18 protein-coding genes are annotated in these 19,152 nt (G+C 74.7%); 11 read left to right on the forward strand and 7 right to left on the reverse strand.

The window, feature by feature from the left end:
- Positions 1-15: 15 nt before the first annotated feature.
- The 7 genes from paaK to FB458_RS06265 all read left to right on the forward strand — a co-directional run bounded on the left by paaK (position 16) and on the right by FB458_RS06265 (position 8,768).
- Positions 16-1,332, forward strand: a complete 1,317-nt coding sequence (paaK, locus tag FB458_RS06235; RefSeq protein ID WP_141847701.1) for a phenylacetate--CoA ligase PaaK — start codon at positions 16-18, stop codon at positions 1,330-1,332.
- Between the two features lie 123 nt (positions 1,333-1,455).
- Positions 1,456-2,934 (forward strand): cytochrome ubiquinol oxidase subunit I, encoded by a 1,479-nt coding sequence (locus tag FB458_RS06240; protein WP_141847703.1) that lies wholly within the window; start codon positions 1,456-1,458, stop codon positions 2,932-2,934.
- Between the two features lie 32 nt (positions 2,935-2,966).
- Entirely contained in the window at positions 2,967-4,019 is a 1,053-nt protein-coding gene (gene cydB / locus FB458_RS06245; RefSeq protein ID WP_141847705.1) for a cytochrome d ubiquinol oxidase subunit II, read from the forward strand.
- Positions 4,016-5,743 (forward strand): ABC transporter transmembrane domain-containing protein, encoded by a 1,728-nt coding sequence (locus tag FB458_RS06250; RefSeq protein WP_141847707.1) that lies wholly within the window; start codon positions 4,016-4,018, stop codon positions 5,741-5,743. The genes cydB and FB458_RS06250 overlap by 4 nt, the downstream gene beginning before the upstream one ends.
- Positions 5,740-7,425, forward strand: coding sequence for a thiol reductant ABC exporter subunit CydC (cydC, locus tag FB458_RS06255; protein ID WP_141847709.1), 1,686 nt, complete (start codon positions 5,740-5,742; stop codon positions 7,423-7,425). The genes FB458_RS06250 and cydC overlap by 4 nt, the downstream gene beginning before the upstream one ends.
- Positions 7,422-7,832 (forward strand): BlaI/MecI/CopY family transcriptional regulator, encoded by a 411-nt coding sequence (locus FB458_RS06260; RefSeq protein ID WP_141847711.1) that lies wholly within the window; start codon positions 7,422-7,424, stop codon positions 7,830-7,832. Before cydC ends, FB458_RS06260 begins: the two co-directional genes overlap by 4 nt.
- A gap of 3 nt (positions 7,833-7,835) precedes the next feature.
- The gene (locus FB458_RS06265) at positions 7,836-8,768 is read left to right on the forward strand and encodes a M56 family metallopeptidase (RefSeq protein ID WP_246061090.1); all 933 of its coding nucleotides are present in this window, start codon (positions 7,836-7,838) and stop codon (positions 8,766-8,768) included.
- Between the two features lie 23 nt (positions 8,769-8,791).
- On the opposite strand, the gene FB458_RS06270 is transcribed toward FB458_RS06265, so the two are convergent.
- From FB458_RS06270 to FB458_RS06285, 4 genes are all read right to left on the reverse strand, one after another.
- On the reverse strand, positions 8,792-9,547 hold the full coding sequence (locus tag FB458_RS06270) for an ABC transporter permease (protein ID WP_141847713.1): 756 nt from the start codon (positions 9,545-9,547) through the stop codon (positions 8,792-8,794).
- A gap of 60 nt (positions 9,548-9,607) precedes the next feature.
- A complete protein-coding gene (locus FB458_RS06275) occupies positions 9,608-10,585 on the reverse strand; it encodes an ATP-binding cassette domain-containing protein (protein WP_141847715.1) in 978 nt (325 codons plus the stop codon).
- 131 nt (positions 10,586-10,716) lie between these two features.
- Positions 10,717-11,382 (reverse strand): PadR family transcriptional regulator, encoded by a 666-nt coding sequence (locus FB458_RS06280; protein ID WP_141847717.1) that lies wholly within the window; start codon positions 11,380-11,382, stop codon positions 10,717-10,719.
- Between the two features lie 64 nt (positions 11,383-11,446).
- Complete coding sequence (locus FB458_RS06285) at positions 11,447-12,235, reverse strand: glycosyltransferase family 2 protein (protein ID WP_141847719.1); 789 nt, start codon at positions 12,233-12,235, stop codon at positions 11,447-11,449.
- A 175-nt stretch (positions 12,236-12,410) separates the two neighbouring features.
- Here FB458_RS06285 and galE point away from each other — a divergent pair, with 175 nt between their 5' ends.
- The 3 genes from galE to FB458_RS06300 are packed head-to-tail and all read left to right on the forward strand — an operon-like array spanning position 12,411 to position 14,475.
- Complete coding sequence (gene galE, locus FB458_RS06290; RefSeq protein ID WP_141847721.1) at positions 12,411-13,436, forward strand: UDP-glucose 4-epimerase GalE; 1,026 nt, start codon at positions 12,411-12,413, stop codon at positions 13,434-13,436.
- 2 nt (positions 13,437-13,438) lie between these two features.
- Positions 13,439-13,924, forward strand: coding sequence for a low molecular weight protein-tyrosine-phosphatase (locus FB458_RS06295; RefSeq protein ID WP_246061091.1), 486 nt, complete (start codon positions 13,439-13,441; stop codon positions 13,922-13,924).
- Complete coding sequence (locus FB458_RS06300; RefSeq protein WP_246061092.1) at positions 13,921-14,475, forward strand: LOG family protein; 555 nt, start codon at positions 13,921-13,923, stop codon at positions 14,473-14,475. Before FB458_RS06295 ends, FB458_RS06300 begins: the two co-directional genes overlap by 4 nt.
- A gap of 194 nt (positions 14,476-14,669) precedes the next feature.
- Here FB458_RS06300 and FB458_RS06305 read toward each other — a convergent pair whose 3' ends face one another.
- Both FB458_RS06305 and FB458_RS06310 read right to left on the reverse strand, forming a co-directional pair.
- A complete protein-coding gene (locus FB458_RS06305) occupies positions 14,670-16,112 on the reverse strand; it encodes an MFS transporter (RefSeq protein WP_141847723.1) in 1,443 nt (480 codons plus the stop codon).
- Entirely contained in the window at positions 16,112-16,540 is a 429-nt protein-coding gene (locus FB458_RS06310; RefSeq protein ID WP_141847725.1) for a MarR family winged helix-turn-helix transcriptional regulator, read from the reverse strand. The genes FB458_RS06305 and FB458_RS06310 overlap by 1 nt, the downstream gene beginning before the upstream one ends.
- Before the next feature lie 117 nt (positions 16,541-16,657).
- Here FB458_RS06310 and purB point away from each other — a divergent pair, with 117 nt between their 5' ends.
- On the forward strand, positions 16,658-18,079 hold the full coding sequence (purB, locus tag FB458_RS06315; RefSeq protein WP_141847727.1) for an adenylosuccinate lyase: 1,422 nt from the start codon (positions 16,658-16,660) through the stop codon (positions 18,077-18,079).
- Between the two features lie 107 nt (positions 18,080-18,186).
- Here purB and FB458_RS06320 read toward each other — a convergent pair whose 3' ends face one another.
- Positions 18,187-19,074: a sunset domain-containing protein gene (locus FB458_RS06320; RefSeq protein WP_141847729.1), complete on the reverse strand. Its 888-nt coding sequence runs from the start codon at positions 19,072-19,074 to the stop codon at positions 18,187-18,189.
- Positions 19,075-19,152: the final 78 nt, after the last annotated feature.

Below are 19,152 nucleotides of genomic sequence, written 5' to 3' on the forward strand. Positions count from 1 at the left end.
CGTTAGGGTGCGGGCATGACGACGACGTCACCCACCACCGCGTCCCCCTCCTGGCGGGACGGGCTCGAGCTGTCGCTCGACGAGCTGCGGGCGCGGCAGCTGGCGCGGCTGCAGGACTCCGTACGGCGGGCCTGGGAGCACGTGCCGCACTACCGTCGCGCCCTCGACGCGGCCGGGGTGCACCCGGACGAGATCCGGGATCTGGCCGACCTCGCGCGGCTGCCGTTCACGAGCAAGGACGACCTGCGGGCGAACTACCCGTTCGGGATGTTCGCCGTGCCGCGCGAGCAGGTCGTGCGGGTGCACGCGAGCAGCGGGACGACCGGCAAGCCGACCGTCGTCGGCTACACGCAGGACGACCTCGGCACCTGGGCCGACGTCATGGCCCGCTCGATCCACGCCGCGGGTGGGCGGCCGGGCGACGTCGTCCACGTCGCGTATGGCTACGGCCTGTTCACCGGCGGGCTCGGGGCGCACTACGGCGCCGAGCGGCTCGGGTGCACCGTCGTCCCGGTCTCCGGCGGCATGACCGAGCGGCAGGTGCAGCTCATCGTCGACTTCCAGCCGCGGGTCATCATGGTGACGCCGAGCTACTTCCTCTCGATCCTCGACGAGATGGAGCGCCAGGGCGTCGACCCGAAGGGGACCTCGCTGCGGGTCGGGATCTTCGGCGCCGAGCCGTGGACCGAGTCGATGCGCCGCGAGGTCGAGGAGCGCACGGCCATGGACGCGGTCGACATCTACGGGCTGTCCGAGGTCATGGGGCCCGGTGTCGCGCAGGAGGCGGCGGCCACCAAGGACGGGCTGCACGTGTGGGAGGACCACTTCTACCCCGAGGTGGTCGACCCCCTGACGGGCGAGGTGCTGCCCGACGGGGAGCGCGGCGAGATCGTCTTCACGTCGTTGACCAAGCAGGCGATGCCGGTGCTGCGCTACCGCACGCGCGACCTCACCCGGCTGCTGCCCGGGACGGCGTACCCCGCCTTCCGCCGGATGGAGAAGGTCACCGGCCGCACCGACGACCTGATGATCGTGCGCGGCGTCAACGTCTTCCCCACCCAGGTGGAGGAGCTCGTCCTCGCCGAGGAGGGGCTGGCGCCGTACTTCCAGTGCGTCCTCACCCGTCCCGGCCGGCTCGACGAGCTGACCGTCCTCGTCGAGACCCTCGAGCCGGTGGGCGACGACGCGAGGGCCGCCGTCGCGGGCCGGCTCTCGGGGCGGGTCAAGGAGCGGATCGGCACGAGCGTCACGGTCGAGGTGCGCGACCCCGGCGGCATCGAGCGCAGCGTCGGCAAGGCGCGACGGATCGTCGACCAGCGCCCGCGGGGGTAGGCCCGCGCGAGGGGTCCCCCGGCCCGACCGCCCGGGACCTCCGACCCTGGGGAATGAACTACTACGGTGTGTAGTATCTACTACTGACCGTAGTAGTAGAGAGTCTCTCCCCAGGAGCGCCCGATGAGTGCCGTGGACCTCGCCCGGTGGCAGTTCGCCATCACGACCGTCTACCACTTCCTGTTCGTCCCGGTGACGATCGGCCTGTCGGCCCTCGTCGCGTGGTTCCAGACGCAGCACGTGCGCACGCACCGCGAGGAGGACCAGCGGCTCGCGCTCTTCTTCGGTCGCATCTTCGTCATCAACTTCGCGCTCGGCCTCGTCACCGGCATCGTCCAGGAGTTCCAGTTCGGCATGAACTGGTCGGACTACTCGCGCTTCGTCGGCGACGTGTTCGGGGCGCCGCTGGCACTCGAGGCGCTGCTCGCCTTCTTCCTCGAGTCGACCTTCCTCGGTCTGTGGATCTTCGGTCGGGGGAGAATCCCCGAGAAGCTGCACGCCGCCAGCATCTGGCTGGTGCACGTCGGGACGCTCGCGTCGGCGTACTTCATCCTCGCCGCGAACTCGTTCATGCAGAACCCGGTCGGCTACCGCTACGACCCCGCGACCGGCCGCGCCGAGATGACCGACTTCGTCGCCATCCTCACCAACAAGGTGCAGCTGGTCACCTTCCCGCACACCGTCCTCGCGTCCTACCTCGTCGGCGGCGCCGTCGTCATGGGCGTCGCCCTGTGGCGCCTGGTGCGCCGCGGCGAGCGCACCGACCAGGACCGCGCGGACGTCGGCATGTACCGCCGCGCCACCCGCGTCGGGGCCGTCGTCACGCTCGTCGCCGGCGCGCTGGTCGCGGTCAGCGGCGACGTGCAGGGCAAGATCATGACCGAGGTGCAGCCGATGAAGATGGCCGCCGCCGAGGCGCTCTACGCGACCTCGGACAGCCGGGCGCCGTTCTCGGTCTTCACGATCGGCTCGCTGGACGGCAGCCGGGAGAAGGTCGCCATCACCGTCCCCGGCCTGCTCAGCTTCCTCGCCACCGGCTCGGTCGACGGCAAGGTCGAGGGCATCAACGACCTCAAGGCGCAGTACGAGAAGCAGTACGGCGCCTCCGGGAACCCGCTCGTCGCCGACTCCGCCTACGTGCCGACGATCCCCGTGACCTACTGGACCTTCCGGCTCATGATCGGCGTGGGGATGCTCGCCTCGGTCATCGCCGCGGCCGTGCTGTGGCTGACCCGTGGCGGCCGCGTCCCCGAGCGGCGGGGCCGGCTCGCCCGACCGCTGCTGTGGGCGGCGCTCGCCTCGCCGTTCCTGCCCGTCCTCGGCAACGCCTTCGGCTGGATCTTCACCGAGACCGGTCGTCAGCCGTGGCTCGTCTTCGGGCTCATGACGACGAGGACCGGTGTCTCCCCGTCGGTCTCGGCCGGCGAGGTGCTCACCTCGATGGTCGTCTTCACGCTCCTGTACGGCGTCCTCGCCGTCGTCGAGATGCGCCTGGTCGTCACCACCGTGCGGCAGGGCGCCGGGCCGGCGCAGCCCGTCCCCGGGGAGCACGACGACGCCTCGGACGACCCCGAGCACGCGCCGCTCGCCTACGCCCACTGACCGCCCCGCCCTCTCTCCCAAGGACTTCCGCCATGGAGCTCACCACCGTCTGGTTCGTCCTCATCGCCGTCCTGTGGACCGGCTACCTCGTCCTCGAGGGCTTCGACTTCGGTGTCGGCATGCTGCTGCCGGTCCTCGGCCGGCGCGGCCCCGGCCGCGACGCCGAGCACCGTCGCCGCGCGCTGCTCGGGACGATCGGCCCGGTCTGGGACGGCAACGAGGTGTGGCTGCTCACCGCCGGCGGCGCGACGTTCGCCGCCTTCCCCGAGTGGTACGCAACGATGTTCAGCGGCTTCTACCTCCCGCTGCTGCTCATCCTCGTCGCCCTCATCGTGCGCAACCTCGGCTTCGAGTACCGGGCCAAGCGCGACGACGAGCATTGGCGCCGCCGGTGGGACCTGGCCATCGTCGTCGGCTCCGTCGTCCCCGCGCTCCTGTGGGGCGTGGCCCTGACCAACGTCGTGCGCGGCGTCCCCGTCGACGCGCAGGGCGAGTACGCCGGCACCCTGTTCACCCTGCTCAACCCGGTCGGCCTGCTCGGCGGCCTGGTCACCCTGTTCGCGTTCCTCACCCACGGCGCCCTCTTCGTCGCCCTCAAGACCGACGGGCCGGTCCGCGCCGAGGCCCGCACGGTCGCCACCCGCACCGGCGTCGTCGCGGCCGTCCTCGCCGTGGTGCTGCTCGCGACGCTCAACCTCGGCTCGGGCGACGCCTGGTCGTGGGCCGCGTCGGCGCTGGCCGCCGTGCTGCTGCTCGGTGCGCTCGCGGCGAACCTGCGCGGCCGCGAGGGCCTGGCCTTCGCCGGGACCTTCGCCACCATCGCCCTCGTCGTGGCGTCGTACTTCCTCATGCTGTTCCCCGACGTGCTCCCCTCGAGCCTCGACCCGGCCTGGTCGCTCACCGTGACGAACGCCAGCAGCACGCCGTACACCCTGCGGATCATGACCATCGCGGCCGCCGTCTTCACCCCGGTCGTGCTGGCCTACCAGGCGTGGACGTACTGGGTGTTCCGCAAGCGGATCACCGTGCGCACGGCGCCGGTCGGCGGGACGCCCGACCGCGAGCCCGCGCGGGTCACCGCGTGAGCGAGCGCCCCCGCCCGGTCGACCCGGCGCTGCTGCGCGTCCTGCCCGAGGCGCGGCGCCCGGTCGCGCTCCTCGCCGGGCTCGGCGTCGCCGGCGGAGTCCTCGCCGTCGGCCAGGTCGTCGCCGTCGCGGTCCTCGTCACCACCGTCGTCGCGCACGGGCCCGTGCTGCCGGCGGCCGCGGCGGTCGCCGGCGTCGTCGGGCTGCGCGGGCTGGTCGCCGCGCTGGCCGAGGCGCTCGCCGCGCGCGCCGCCACGACGGTGTCCGGGGCGCTGCGCCGGCGCGTCGTCGCCGCCGAGCTGCGGCGGGCGACCGCCGAGCCCGAGCCCGCCCTGACGACCCAGCTGGCCCAGGGCGCGGCGAGCGTCGAGGGGTACGTCGTCAAGTACCTGCCCGCGCTCGCCTCGGCCGCCGTGCTGCCCGCGCTCGTCGTCGTCGTCCTCGCCCTCGTCGACCCGTGGAGCGCGGTCGCCGTCGTCCTCACCCTGCCGCTCCTCCCGCTGTTCGCCGCGCTCATCGGCCAGGCCACCCAGGACGCGACCCAGCGCCGGTGGCGCGCGCTCGCCGACCTGTCCGGCCACTTCCTCGACGTGCTGCGCGGGCTGCCGGTGCTCGTCGCCTACGGCCGCGGCGAGGCGCAGGCCGCGTCGGTCCGCGCCGTCAGCGAGCGGCACCGCCGGGCCACCACCCGCACCCTGCGGATCGCCTTCCTCAGCAGCGCCGCCCTCGAGCTCGTCGCCACCATCGCCGTCGCGCTCGTCGCCGTCGTCGCCGGCCTGCGCCTCGCCGCCGGCGGCCTCGACCTGCGCACCGCCCTGCTCGCCATCCTCCTCGCCCCCGAGGCCTACTGGCCCGTGCGCCGCGTCGGCGCCGAGTTCCACGCCGCCGCCGACGGCGCCGCCGCGCTCGCGGCCCTCCTCCCGAGGGCCGACGGCGACCGGACATTATCGGGCGACCCGATAATGTCCGGCTCCGCAGGACAACCGTTCTCCGGCGAAGCCTCACGAACCCCGGCGAAGCCCACGCCCGGCCTCGCCCACGTCACGACGACGTACGACGACCGCCCCGCGCCCGTGCTGGACGACGTCACCATCGCCCTGCCGACGGGGCCGGCGCTCGTCGCGGTCACCGGACCGTCCGGTGGCGGGAAGACCACGCTGCTCGAGGTGCTCGCCGAGCTGCGCGCCCCGCAGCGCGGGACCGTCACCGTCCCCCCCGCGCACCTGGTCACCCAGCGACCCTTCCTGCTGCCCGGCACGGTCCGCGACGCCCTCACCCTCGGCGCCGGCCGGGCCCTCCCCGACGCCGAGCTCGAGCACGCGCTCACCCGCGTCGGCCTCACCGGAGCGCTCGCCGAGCGCGGTGGCCTCGACGCCACGATCGGCGACGACGGCATCGGCCTCAGCGCCGGCCAGCGCGCCCGCCTCGTGCTCGCCCGCGCCGTCCTGTCCGAGGCCCCGCTGCTGCTGCTCGACGAGCCGACCGCGCACGTCGACGCCGCCACCCGCAGCGACCTCGACGCCGTGGTCGCCGGGCTCGCCCGCACCCGCACCGTCGTCGCCGTCACCCACCGCGCCGGCCTCGCCACCCACGCGACCGGCCACTGGGTCGTCGCCGACGGACGCGTCACCGACCCCGACGGCCCGCCGGCCGCCGACCCGCGCGTCGCCGGGGCCACCTCCCGCCCCGGCGCCGCGACCCGTCCCCTGGCGGTGACCCGATGACCGCCGCCACCGGGACCACCAGCCGTCCCCGCACCCCCCTGCGGGCGTACGGCGCCTCCGTCCTCCTCGGTGCCGCGGCCACCCTCAGCGGCGTGGCCCTCACCGCCACCTCGGGGTGGCTCGTCGTCCGGGCCTCCGAGCGGCCGGTCGTGCTCACCCTGCTGACCGCCGTCGTCGGGGTCCGCGCCTTCGGCATCTCGCGTCCGTTGCTGCGCTGGGCCGAGCGGGTGCGCTCGCACGACGTCGCGCTCGGCGACCTGGCCCGCGCCCGGGAGGACGTCGCCCGGCGCCTCGTCCCGCTCACCCCGGCCCGGCTCGGCCGGCGGCACCGCGCCGAGGTCGCCGGCGCCGTCGTCGACGACCTCACCGACCTCACCGAGGCCCCGGTCCGCGCGGGGGTCCCGCTCGCCGCCGCCGCGGTCACGGTCCTCGCCACCGCCGGCCTGACCGCCCTCGTCAGCCCGACCGTGGCGCTCGTCCACGTCGCCCTCGCCGCGGCCCTCGCCGGCGTCACCCTGCTCGCCGTCCGGCTCGAGGCCGACGGGCAGGCCCGCCTCGAGCAGGCCCGCGCCGAGGTCCTGCGGGTCGGCGAGCTCGTCGCCCTGCGTCGGCGCGACCTGCTCGCCGTCGGCGCCGGTACCGACGCCCGCCGCTGGCTCGACGAGGCCCAGGCGCACTGGTCCGCCGCGGTGCGGCGGCAGGCCCGCGGCCGCGCCCTCGCGCAGGGCGCCGCAGTGGCGCTGCTCGGCGGGGCGACGGCCGCCGCCGCGCTCGTCGTCGCGCGCCTCGACGTCGCCGCCCCGGTCGCCGCGCTGCTCGTGCTCACCCCCGTCGCCCTGTCCGACGCGCTCACGCCGCTGGCCGACGCCGCGCGGTCCCTCGCCCGGGCCCGCGCGGCCCGCCGCCGCCTCGACGTCCTGCTCGACCAGCCCCCCGCGGTCGTCGAGCGCCCCGCGCACGACACCGTGACCTCCCCCGTGCCGCACCTGCGTCTCGAGGCCGCCGGCGCCCGCTGGCGGCCCACCGAGCCCACTGCGGCCGGGGCGGACGCGCTCGACCTCGACCCGGTCGACCTCGACCTCCCGCCGGGTTCGCGCACCCTCGTCACCGGCCCCAACGGCGGCGGCAAGTCCACGCTGCTCGCGCTGCTCGCCCGCCAGCTCGACCCGGCGACCGGCCGGCTGCTCGTCGACGGCACCGACGCCCGCGACCTGCCCCTGGCGGACCTGCGCTCCCGGGTCGCCGTCGTCGACGACGAGCCCTGGGTCCTCGCGACCTCCCTGCGCGAGAACCTGCGGATCGCCCGCCCCCGGCCCGAGCCCCTCGACGGCCCGGACCTCGACGCCCGTCTCGTGCGGGGGCTGCGCGAGGCCGGCCTCGGACCCTGGTACGACGACCTGCCCGCCGGCCTCGACACCCGGCTCGGCACCGGCGACCGCGCCCTGTCCGGGGGCGAGCGCACCCGCCTCGGCCTGGCCCGCGCCCTGGTCTCCGAGCGGGGGGTGCTCCTGCTCGACGAGCCGGTGGCCCACCTCGACGCCGGGACCGCGGCGCAGGTGATGGGCGACGTCGCCGCCGCGGCGGGGCGACGTACCCTCGTCGTCGTGAGCCACGACGACCTGCCCGCCGGCGTCGTCGACCGCACCGTGCGGGTCGGCCCCAGCGAGGACGGCACCCGATGAGCCCGCGGGCGGCCCTGGGCGACCTCGAGCAGGCGGTGATGGACCACCTGTGGTCCGCGCAGGAGGCGGCCGGCCCCGGCTGGGCCGGCGTCAGCGTCCGCGAGGTGCACGACGTGCTCGGCCCACGGCGCGACCTGGCCTACACGACGCTGATGACGGTGCTCGACCGGCTGGCCAAGAAGGGCCTGGCCGAGCGGGAGCGCGACGGGCGGGCATGGCGCTACCGGGCCGCGGCCTCACGCGACCGGCTCACCGCCGAGGCGCTGCGCACCACCCTCGACCCGCTCGCCGGCGACGACCGCCGGGCCGCGCTGCTGCACTTCCTCGACCGGTCCACCCCCGAGGAGCTCGACGACCTGCGGGCCGCCCTCGCGGAGCTCGAGCAGCGCCGGGCGGAGCGGGCCTGACCCGTGGGGTCGCCACCGACCGGTGCGCCGCTGGCCGCCGGCCTGCTGCTCCTGCTCCTGCTGCTGGCGGTCGTCCTCGCCGGCCCCGGCCCGCGCCTGATGGCCGCGCAGCACCGGTTCCGGAGCGCGCCCGGGCCCGCCCTGCTCGTGTGGCAGGCGGTGACCACGGCGGCGGTCCTCGCCGCCGTGCTCACCGGCGCGGTCGGCGTGCGGCTGATCCTCGACGGCGGTACGACGCCCGCCCGGGTCGCCGTGGCGGTCCCGGCCGTGCTCGTCGGCGCCGGCACGCTGGCGCTGCTGCTGCTGTCCGGGCACCGGGTCGGCACCCGGCTGCGCGCGGCCCGGCGGCGCCACCGCGACCTCGTCGACGTCCTCGCCACCCCTGACGGACGAGGGGGACCCGAGCGACCCGGTGACCTGCGGGTCCTCGACCACCCCACCCCGACCGCCTACTGCGTGCCAGGGCTGCGGCGCCGGGTCGTCCTGACCCGGGGCACGCTCGAGCGGCTGGCCGCCGAGGAGCTCGACGCCGTCCTCGCCCACGAGCGGGCCCACCTCGACTCACGGCACGACCTCGTCCTCGAGTACTTCACCGTCGTCCACGAGGCGGTGCCGGCCCGGGTGCGGTCCGAGGCGGCGCTGCGCGAGGTCCGGCTGCTCGTCGAGGCCCTCGCGGACCGGGTCGCCGCCCGCCGGGCCGGTCCGCTGCCGCTCGCACGCGCCCTCGTGGCCCTGGCCGGCTCGGCCCACCCGGAGGCGACGCTCGGGGCCGGCCCGACCACCGCGGCGGGGGCCGCCGCGGTCCGGCTGGAGCTGCTCGACCGCTCGGCCCCGCGGGCCCGGGTCGCCGTCATGCTCGGCTTCGCCGTCGGGGTGCTCGCCGTCCCGCTGGTCCTCGCCGCCCTCGCCTGGTCGGCCGCCGGCTCCGCCGGCTGACGGCCGGGTCGGCCGGGTCGGCGTCAGCTGTTCTCGCGCCGGAAGGTCGACACGCCCCACCACATCGCGAGGGCGAAGATGACGACCGTCCAGACGATGCCCCAGGTCATCGTGCTCGTCGCCAGCGCGCCGGCGAAGGACCCGCGCACGGCGTCGACGACCCACCGGATCGGCATGAAGTCGCTGGCCCGCTGCAGCCACGAGGGGCCGAGCGTCATCGGCAGGAGGATCCCGGACAGCAGCAGGACGGGCATCGTCACCATGTTGATCACCGGCGCCATGACGTCCTCGCTCTTCGTCGAGAGCGCGAGGGCGTTCGACGCCGCCGCGCAGGCGGCGCCCAGCACGACCGTGAGCAGCACCCCGACGACCACCCCGCCGACCGGGGCGCGCATCCCGAGGACGAAGCCGAGGACGACGAGGATGACGGCCTGGACGACGAGCTGGACCAGGTCGCGCAGGAGCCGGCCGAGCAGCAGGGCGAACCGGCTGGCGGGGGTGACCCGCTCGGCCTCGATCACCCCGTCGCGCCACTCGCCGATGAGGCTGAACCCGGCGAAGAACGCTCCGAAGACGCCGAGCTGGACGAGCAGGCCGGGCACGAAGAACGTGTAGGCGTTGCTTGCGCCGAACTGGCTCGTCAGCGGCTTGAGCAGCGGGCCGAAGAGGAACAGGTAGAGCACGGGTTGGAAGATGCCGATGAGGACCCACGCGGGGTTGCGCAGGTTCATCCGCATCTGGCGGCGAAAGACGACGTAGCTGTCGCGCAGGACGGTCATGCGGACCTCCGGTGGCTGGGTCGGGTGAGCGGGGCGGGACCGGCGGGTGCGGGCGGCACGTCAGCCGCCCTCGCGCAGCGAGCGGCCGGTGAGGGTGAGGAAGACGTCGTCGAGGGTGGGACGGCGCACCTCGATCGAGGTGAGCGTGATGCCGTCCTGGTCCAGCTCGCGCAGCAGTCCCGGGATGACGACGCCGGCGCGCTGCACCCGGCCGCGCACGTGCGTCCCGTCGACCTCGACCGGCTCGCTCGCGTCGGCCGAGCGGGCGGCCCGCTCCAGCCGCGCGGCGGCAGCGGTCACCTGGGCCGCGTCCGCGACCTCGAGGTCCACGAGATCACCGGCCACTCGGGACTTGAGGGCGTCGGGGGTGTCGCTGGCCACGATGCGGCCGTGGTCGATCACGACGACCCGGTCGCTGAGGTGGTCGGCCTCGTCGAGGTAGTGCGTGGTGAGGAAGACGGTCGCGCCGCGCCGGGCCCGCAGGTCGGCGATGTGGGTCCACAGGTTGGCCCGCGCCTGCGGGTCCAGGCCGGTGGTGGGCTCGTCGAGGAAGACCAGGCTCGGCTCGTGCACCAGCCCCATGGCGATGTCGAGCCGGCGCCGCTGCCCTCCGGAGAGGGTCTTGGGCTGGCGCGACCACAGGCCCTGCAGGTCCAGCTGCTCGAACAGCTCCTCGCCGCGCCGACGGGCCTGGGCCGACGACAGCCCGTACAGCATCCCGTGGTCGACGATCTCGTCGCCGGCCCGGGCGACGCTGCCCGTGGACCCGCTCTGCGAGACGTACCCGATGTGGCGGCGCACCTGGACCGGCTCGCGGGCGACGTCGTACCCCGCCACCGTCGCCGTGCCCTCGGTCGGTCGCAGCAGGGTGGTGAGCATCCGCAGGGTCGTCGTCTTCCCGGCGCCGTTGGGGCCGAGGAAGCCGACGACCTCGCCCTCGGCGACGTCGAGGTCGACCCCGTCGACGGCGCGGACCTGCGAGCGCTCCCGACCGGAGCGGGTGGAGAAGACCTGGACCAGGCCTCGGGCGTGGATCACGGGGACCGTCCTCGCTCCCGCCGCAGCGGGGTCACGTGAGCAGGGGTGCGTGGCGGAGAGCGTGGCAGCGACCACCGACACCCATGATGATCAACCTTGATCAATTAGTCAAGGTTGATCAACAGCGTGGGTCACGGGCGCTCGCCGGGCTCGTCCCCGTCGAGGCCCAGCGCAGCGACGTACCGCCGCCGGTCGCTCGCCATCTGCCACCCCGGGTCGTCCTGCGGGGGCGCCCAGTCGTCCGGCTCGCCCGCGAAGGCGAGCCGGCCGGCCTCGATGTCCGCGAGCAGCCCCTGCGCGAGCTCGCGCTCCACCCGCGCCGAGCGCTCCCAGTGCTCGACGAGGACCCGCACGTGCGGCGGGACGACGCCGTGCGGCGGGGCCTGCTCCTCCACGCGACGGCGCCACCCGTCGACCCGCTCCAGCCGCCGGCGCACCAGGTCCCGCATGGTCGCGCGATCGAGGAGCGGCATGAGGGTGAGGGCGGTCTGGAAGGCGAGCGGAGCGGACAGGTCGACGACCGTCACGGCCTCCTCCATGAGCCGGCCGAACTCGCCCCGCCCCTGCGTCGTCGACGTGTAGACCGCGACCTCGCGCCCGCCCTCGGAGAGGGCGTGCTGGACCAGGTGACCCTGCCGCGCCAGCGTCCCAAGCCCCGAGTAGATCGACCCCGGGTTGAGGTGGGCCCACTCGTCGACGCCCCACGAGCGCAGCTCGCGGCGGACCTGGTAGGCGTTGACCGGCTCGAAGATGAGCACGGCCCCGAGCAGCAGGAGCCGCGTGGGGGAGGTCGCCATGGGCGCGAGTGTAGGCACGCCCACCCGACGCCCACGGCGTACGGCGTCGGGACGGCCGGGGCCTTCAGACGGCGAGGCGGGTGCCGCGCCCGAGGGCGGCGACGGGGGCGTCGTACCCGGTGACGACCCGCACCGGGCGGTGGACCGGCGCGAGCGCGGCGGGCGCGGCGGCACGGACCCGGCCGAGGACGGCGAGGCAGCGCACGCCGTCGCGCCAGGTGATCTTCTTGCCGTCCGCGGCGGTGCGCCCGTTGTAGGAGACCGGGACCTCGAAGGGCCGCACGCCCGCGCGCAGCAGCCGCGCCGTCAGCTCGGTGTCGAGGCCGAAGCCCGACTCGCCGAGCCCGAGCGAGCGCACGTGGCTGGTCGGGACGAGCTTGAGGCAGGTGTGCATGTCGGTGAGGCAGGAGTCGTAGAGCACGTTGGCCGCGAGGGTCGTCGCCCGCCCACCGACGGCGAACCGGAACGAGGGGTAGCGGGTGTTGAGGCCGAAGACCCGCACCCCGAAGACGTGGTCGGCCACGCCGTCGAGGACCGGCTGCACGAGGGCCGGGATATCGGCCGGGGAGTACTCGAGGTCGGCGTCGAGGATGACCAGGTGGCTGCCCGACGCGTGGTCCACGCCGGTCAGGACGGCCGCGCCCTTGCCGCGGTTGGCGGCGTGGCGCACCAGGCGGACGCGGCTGTCCGTGACCCGCTCGAGCAGCGCCCAGGTGGCGTCGGAGGAGCCGTCGTCGACGACGACGAGCTCGGTGGGGCACGGGAAGTCGACCGCGAGGACGCGGTCGAGGGCCCGCAGGATCGTCGCGGCCTCGTTGTAGACGGGCATGACGATCGACAGGGTCGTGGGCATGGCAGGGGGCTTCCCGTGAGTCGGTGGCAGTCCGGCAGGGGGTGGGCGGCACCGTAGGGGGAGGTCCGGCGCCGCGTGTCCAGTATGTGCGGCTCTGTCACTCGTGCACAAGGGAACTTTCGGGCGAGGCGGTCATCCGTTCGGCCAGGGTGGCCGGACCCCTAGGCTCGGGGCCATGCGCGTCCTCGTCAGCGGTGGGGCCGGCTACATCGGCTCGCACACCGTCCTCCAGCTCATCGCCGCCGGCCACGACGTCGTCGTCGTCGACAACTTCGGCAACGCCAAGCCGGCCGTCATCGGGCGGCTCGAGGCGCTGTCGGGCACGCACGTCGAGACGCACGCCTTCGACCTCACCGACAAGGACAAGACCGAGGCGCTCTTCGCCGGTCAGCGGATCGACGCGGTCGTCCACTTCGCCGGCCTCAAGGCGGTCGGCGAGAGCGTCCAGATCCCGCTGGAGTACTACGAGAACAACCTCGAGTCGACGTTCTCGCTGCTGCGCGCGATGCGCCGGCACGGCTGCCACACCCTCGTCTTCTCCTCGTCGGCGACGGTGTACGGCGACCACGCCCCCGTCCCCTACCGGGAGGACTACGAGCCGCTCGCGGCGAGCTCGCCGTACGGGCGCACGAAGGTGATGATCGAGCAGGTGCTGCAGGACGTCGGCGCGATCGACGAGCGGTGGCGGATCGCCCTGCTGCGCTACTTCAACCCCGTCGGCGCGCACCCGTCGGGGCAGATCGGCGAGGACCCGCAGGGGATCCCCAACAACCTCATGCCGTTCATCGCGCAGGTCGCGGTGGGCCGGCGCGAGCGGCTCCAGGTCTTCGGCGACGACTACCCCACCGCGGACGGGACGGCCGAGCGCGACTACATCCACGTCGAGGACCTCGCCGCGGGGCACGTCGCGGCGCTCACCACCATCGCGGACGCGGACGGCGACCGGCGGGTGCGGGTCTGGAACCTCGGCAGCGGCACCGGCACGTCGGTCCTCCAGGTGATCAAGGCCTTCGAGACGGCGAGCGGGCGCCCGATCCCGTACGACGTCGTCGGCCGCCGCGCCGGTGACCTGCCGGCCTACTGGGCCGACGCGACCCGCGCCCACGAGGAGCTCGGCTGGCACGCGGAGAAGACCATCGAGGACATGTGCGCCGACACCTGGCGCTGGCAGCAGGCCAACCCGAACGGCTACGAGGCCTGAGGGTGCACGTCACCGTCGTCTGCTCGGGCAACATCTGCCGCTCGCCGATGGCCGAGGTCGTCCTGCGCTCCGCGCTGGCCGAGGAGGGGCTCGGCGACCGGGTCACCGTGGACTCGGCCGGGACCGGCGCGTGGCACGTCGGCGAGGGCGCGGACTCGCGGACGGTCGCGACGCTGCACCGGCACGGGCTCGACGGGTCGAGCCACGTCGCCGCTCAGTTCGAGGCGGGCTGGTTCGACGAGGCCGACCTCGTCCTCGCCGCCGACGCCGGGCACCTGCGGGCCCTGCAGGCGCTGGCCCGGTCCGACGAGGAGCGTTCGCGGGTGCGGCTGCTGCGCTCGTTCGACCCGGCGGCGGTCGCGGCGGGCGAGCTCGACCTCGCCGACCCCTGGTACGGCGACACCGAGGACTTCGAGGTCTGCTACCGCGACGTGCGCGGCGCCGTACCGGGGGTCGTCGCGTTCGTGCGCGAGGGGCTCGGGGCGTGACCCTGGGGTCGGTCGCGGTCTTCACGGGCTCGGCGTCCGGGGACGACCCGGCGTACCTGTCGGCCGCGACCGCGTTCGGCGGGCTGCTGGGGCGGGCGGGGATCGGGCTGGTGTACGGCGGCGCCCACGTCGGGCTCATGGGCGCGGTCGCCGACGCGGTGCTGGCCGAGGGCGGGTCGGTCGTGGGCGTCATCCCCGAGGCGCTGGTGTCGCGGGAGCTGGCGCACACCGGTCTGACCGAGCTCGTCGTGGTCGGGACGATGCACGAGCGCAAGGCCGAGATGGCTTCTCGCGCCGACGGTTTCGTCGCGCTGCCGGGTGGCGCCGGGACGCTCGAGGAGGTGTTCGAGGTGTGGACCTGGCAGCAGCTGGGCTACCACGCCAAGCCGGTCGCGTTCCTCGACACCGCGGGCTACTGGCGGCCGCTGCTCGACGCGCTCGAGGGGATGGCGCGGGCGGGGTTCGTGCGGCGCGGGCCGCTCGACGCGCTCGTCGTCGAGTCGGACCCGGAGGCTGTGCTCGCGCGGTTGCGGGAGTGGCGCGGGATCTGACCTGCCGGACTCGCGCCTGCCGCCCGGCTGTCGATAGGGGCTCCGGCGGGGTGATCGCACGCTCGCGGTGCACTCTCACCCGGGCCATCGACAGCCGGGCCGCACGGACGAACAGGCAGTGGTGCCCGTACGACGCCCCGTCGAGCACGGGGCGTCGTACGGGCACGGGTGACTGCCTGTCGGTCCGTCCGGGGTCAGGCGCCGAGCTCGGCGGCGACGCGGTCGCGGCTGGCGTGCGCGGCGCGCGAGGTCGCGACGAAGGCGAGCACGACGAGGAGCAGCCCGCAGCCGAGCATGACCGTCCAACCGACGTGCGACGCGGCGGGCAGGCCGGTCGCGAGCGGGCCGGTGAGCGCGGCGAGGGTCACCGCGGGCAGGACCGCGACGCCGAGCGAGGTGCCGACCTGCCGGCTCGTCGACGCGACCGCGGCGGCGACGCCGGCCTGGTCGCGCGGCATCCCGGAGACGGCGGCGTTGGTGATCGGCGCGTTGAGGACGCCGAAGCCGATCCCGAAGAGCGCGTAGGCGAGCAGGAGGTAGCCGACCGAGGTGTCGACCGAGAGCCGCAGCAGGAGGAGCGCGCTCAGCGAGATCCCGATGCCGGCGACGACCATCGGCACGCGCGGGCCGATCGACCCCACCAGCCGACCGGAGACCGGCGCGAGCAGCGCGGTCGCGACGGCCATCGGCAGGGTGAGCAGGCCGGCGTGCAGGGGCGAGTAGCCGCGCACCTCCTGCAGGTAGAGGGTGTTGAGGAAGAGGAACCCGCCCATCGCGCTGAACCCGAGCACGGCGCCGATCACCGCTCCGGAGAACGGGATCGAGCGGAAGAAGCGCGGGTCGAGGACCGGCTCGGCACGCCGTCGCTCGACCATCGGCAGGGCGACGAAGGCGAGCGCCGCGACGGCGAACGAGCCGAGGATGACCGGCGACGCCCACCCCAGCGACCCGCCCTCGATGACGGCGAAGACGAGCGCGGTGAGGCCGAGGGCGATGAGCGTCTGGCCGGCGGGGTCGGGTCGGCGCGACCGCGCGGCGCGCGACTCGGGGACGATCCGCAGGGTGAGGGCGACGGCCGCGAGGACGACGGGGACGTTGAGCCAGAACACCGCCCGCCAGCTGAGGGCGTCGACGAGCGCGCCGCCGACGACCGGGCCGAGGGCGAGGCTGAGGCCGATGACGCCGCCCCACACGCCGATGGCGCGGGCGCGCTCGCGGGCGTTGGTGAAGACGTTGGTGATGATCGACATGGCGACGGGGTTGAGCATCGAGCCGCCGACGGCCTGCAGGACGCGCGCGCCGATGAGCAGGCCGGGGTCCTGCGCGACCGAGCACAGGACCGACCCGAGGCCGAAGACGGTGAGCCCGACGAGGAAGACGCGCTTGCGGCCGAGCCGGTCGGCGGTCGATCCGGACAGCATGAGCAGCCCGGCGAGGACGAGGGTGTAGGCGTCGACGACCCACTGCAGCTGGCTCGACGAGGCCCCGAGGTCGGTGCGGATCGAGGGCAGCGCGAGGTTCACCGCGCTGGAGTCGATGCCGACGACGAACAGGCTGAGGCAGCAGACGGCGAGGATGGTGTAGGGGCGGCGGGTGTCGAGCTGGTCGGGCGCGAGGGTGGGCGCGGTGGTCGTCATCAGGCCCCCGCCCGCATGAGGTCGACGAGGCGGGCCAGCTCGGCGCGGTCTCGGCCGGACAGCGGGGCGAGGACGGGGACCTCGACGTCGACGGCGCGGATGTCGGCCATGAGCATGCGGCCGGCGTCGGTGATCCGCACGATCCGGCGGCGCGCGTCGGCCGGGTCGGCCTCGCGGGTGACGAGGCCGCGCTCGGCGAGGTCGCTGACGATGACCGAGGCGGCGGGCGCGTCGACCGACATCGCGTCGGCCAGCTCGCGCTGGGTCATCGCGTGCAGCTCGAACCGGCGCAGCGCCCGGAAGCGGGTCCACGGCAGGTCGAGCCGGTCGGCGAGCCGGTCCTCGAGCAGCCGCTTGTGGTCCATGACGAGGGACATCAGACCGAGCCACAACGCGACATCGGTCGGCGCGTCCTTGGTTGTCTTCACACAACCATTGTGATCACACAACCATTCGGGGAGCAAGCCCGGGGTCGCGGGGCGACGTACGGGGCTACGTACGGGACGCCGTACGGGCCCCGGCCCGTGCTCTGGGAGGATGGGCGCATGGCTTCGTACGACGCGTCGTTCGCCGACGCGGTGCCCCCCGTCGCCCTCGGTGCGCTGGACGGCCGCTACCGACCGGTGGTCGCCGCGCTCGTCGACCACCTGTCGGAGGCGGCGCTCAACCGCACCCGCGTGCACGTCGAGGTCGAGTGGCTGATCCACCTCACCGACCAGCAGGTCGTGCCCGGGGTGCGGCGGCTGACGGCGACCGAGCAGCAGGCGCTGCGCGAGTACGTGCGCGGGTTCGGGGCCGAGGAGGTCGCCGAGCTCGCCGAGATCGAGCGCGAGACGGTGCACGACGTCAAGGCGGTCGAGTACTTCCTCAAGCGGCGCCTCGCCGTCGTCGCGCCCGAGGACGTCGACCGCGGGCTCGCCGAGCTCGTCCACTTCGCCTGCACGAGCGAGGACGTCAACAACCTCTCGTACGCGCTCATGGTGCAGGGCGCGGTGCGCGAGGTGTGGCTGCCGAAGGCTCACGCGGTGGCCGACCAGGTCGTCGCGATGGCGCAGGAACTGCGCGACGTCCCGATGCTCGCGCACACCCACGGGCAGCCGGCGACGCCGACGACGCTCGGCAAGGAGCTCGCCGTCCTCGCGCACCGGCTGCGCCGGCAGCTGCGTCGGGTGGCCGGCGCGGAGTACCTCGGCAAGCTCAACGGGGCGACGGGCACGTACGGCGCTCACCTGGCGGCGGTCCCCGACGCGGACTGGCCGGCGGTGAGCCGGTCGTTCGTCGAGTCGCTCGGCCTGACGTGGAACCCGCTGACGACGCAGATCGAGAGCCACGACTGGCAGGCCGAGCTCTACGCCGACGTCGCGCGGTTCAACCGGGTGCTGCACAACCTCTGCACCGACGTGTGGACCTACATCTCGATGGGCTATTTCGCGCAGGTGCGCGGGCAGGGCACCGTCGGCAGCTCGACGATGCCGCACAAGGTCAACCCGATCCGCTTCGAGAACGCCGAGGCGAACCTCGAGGTGTCGAACGCGCTGCTCGACGTGCTCGGGTCGACGCTCGTGCAGTCGCGGCTGCAGCGGGACCTCACGGACTCCTCGATGCAGCGCAACATCGGGTCGGCCTTCGGGCACTCGCTGCTGGCGCTGGACAACGTCGGGCGCGGGTTGGCCGGGCTGGATGCCGTGCCGTCCGCGATGGCGGCGGACCTCGACCGCAACTGGGAGGTGCTCGGCGAGGCCGTCCAGTCGGCGATGCGGGCGCTCGCGGCGCGGGGGGTCGCCGGGATGGACAACCCTTACGAGCGGCTCAAGGAGCTGACCCGCGGGCGGCGGATCGACGGCGAGGACCTGCGGGCGTTCGTCGACGGGCTCGGGCTGCCGGTCGACGTGGCCGCCCGGCTGCGGGCGATGACGCCGGCGTCGTACGTCGGTGCGGCGCCGGCGCTGGTCGACTTCCTGGAGTGAGCGGGCCCGGACATTATCGGGTCGCCCGATAATGTCGGGCTCCGCAGGACAACGGTTCTCCGGCGGAGCCTGACGTTATCGGGCGACCCGATAATGTCCAGCGCTCGTCAGGCGCGGGTGAAGCCGGCGCGCTCGGCCGCATCCTCGTCGGTGAACCACACGTGCGGCTCGCCGGTGTCGTACTTGTCGTGGCCGGGTGAGGCGTACGTCTTGCTGCCCTCCCAGCCCTTGACCGGGTGCCCCAGCGGCATCGCGCCGTCGTCGAGCGGGGCGGCCGAGCCGACGCTGTAGCCGCCGTCGCGGACCTCCTCGAACGACGACGTCCGGCGGCCTCCCGTCGACGCCTCACCCGCTCCACCACCGTCGCGCGACCCACCGTCGACCGACCCATCGGTGTCCCCGCCGTCGCTCTCACCCGGCGCGGCGCCCCGGCCGTCCGGGACGGTGGGCGACGAACCCTCGACGAGGTTGCCGTCGGCGTCCCACTTCTGCTCGCCACCGGCCTCGTCGGCCGTCCAGTCGCCGCGCTGACGGAACTCCTCGCCGGCGGAGATGTCGTGCTTCTGCGGGTCGTGCTCCTGGGCGAACTCCTCGAGCCGCTGCTCGCGGTCGGACTCGGACTCGCGCTCGGCCTCCTCGTCGGCGTCGGTCTCGCTGGGCCGGTAGGCCTGGGCGGCCCCGGGCTCGTCGTCGGCCTCGTCGGGGTCGGGGGCGTCCGCGCGCGTCACGGTCGCGTCGGCGCCGCCGGAGGTCGCCGGGCCGGGGCCGCCGTCACTCGTGCCGTCCTGCGGGGTGACGTCCCCCGCACCGGCGCCCGTCGCGTCCGTGCCGGACGCCCGGTCGTCCGGGGTACCGGCCGTGTCGACGGGCGAGGCCGACGAGGTGGGCGTCTGCGGGCCGCTGCCGGGGCCGGTGGCCGGGTCCGTAGCGGGTCCGCTCGAGGCGGCGGAGGACCCCCCGGCGGACGACCCGGCGGCAGAGGTGGACTGGCCCATGACGGACTCCCTACGTCGCGCTGCTCCCCAGTGAGCGGCTGTGGAGGTCAGGGGTGCCCGCCGCGCCTCCGGGCCAAA

The organism is Lapillicoccus jejuensis (assembly GCF_006715055.1).
In the GTDB taxonomy this organism is placed as follows: Bacteria; Actinomycetota; Actinomycetes; order Actinomycetales; family Dermatophilaceae; genus Lapillicoccus; species Lapillicoccus jejuensis.

Bases quoted from the DNA above. Each gene is read 5' to 3' on its own strand.
- galE (WP_141847721.1), top strand. From the start codon at position 12,411: ATGCGCGTCCTCGTCAGCGGTGGGGCCGGCTACATCGGCTCGCACACC.
- paaK (WP_141847701.1), top strand. From the start codon at position 16: ATGACGACGACGTCACCCACCACCGCGTCCCCCTCCTGGCGGGACGGG.
- FB458_RS06240 (WP_141847703.1), top strand. From the start codon at position 1,456: ATGAGTGCCGTGGACCTCGCCCGGTGGCAGTTCGCCATCACGACCGTC.
- purB (WP_141847727.1), top strand. From the start codon at position 16,658: ATGGCTTCGTACGACGCGTCGTTCGCCGACGCGGTGCCCCCCGTCGCC.
- FB458_RS06260 (WP_141847711.1), top strand. From the start codon at position 7,422: ATGAGCCCGCGGGCGGCCCTGGGCGACCTCGAGCAGGCGGTGATGGAC.
- FB458_RS06305 (WP_141847723.1), bottom strand. From the start codon at position 16,112: ATGACGACCACCGCGCCCACCCTCGCGCCCGACCAGCTCGACACCCGC.
- cydB (WP_141847705.1), top strand. From the start codon at position 2,967: ATGGAGCTCACCACCGTCTGGTTCGTCCTCATCGCCGTCCTGTGGACC.
- FB458_RS06320 (WP_141847729.1), bottom strand. From the start codon at position 19,074: ATGGGCCAGTCCACCTCTGCCGCCGGGTCGTCCGCCGGGGGGTCCTCC.
- FB458_RS06285 (WP_141847719.1), bottom strand. From the start codon at position 12,235: ATGCCCACGACCCTGTCGATCGTCATGCCCGTCTACAACGAGGCCGCG.
- cydC (WP_141847709.1), top strand. From the start codon at position 5,740: ATGACCGCCGCCACCGGGACCACCAGCCGTCCCCGCACCCCCCTGCGG.
- FB458_RS06270 (WP_141847713.1), bottom strand. From the start codon at position 9,547: ATGACCGTCCTGCGCGACAGCTACGTCGTCTTTCGCCGCCAGATGCGG.
- FB458_RS06280 (WP_141847717.1), bottom strand. From the start codon at position 11,382: ATGGCGACCTCCCCCACGCGGCTCCTGCTGCTCGGGGCCGTGCTCATC.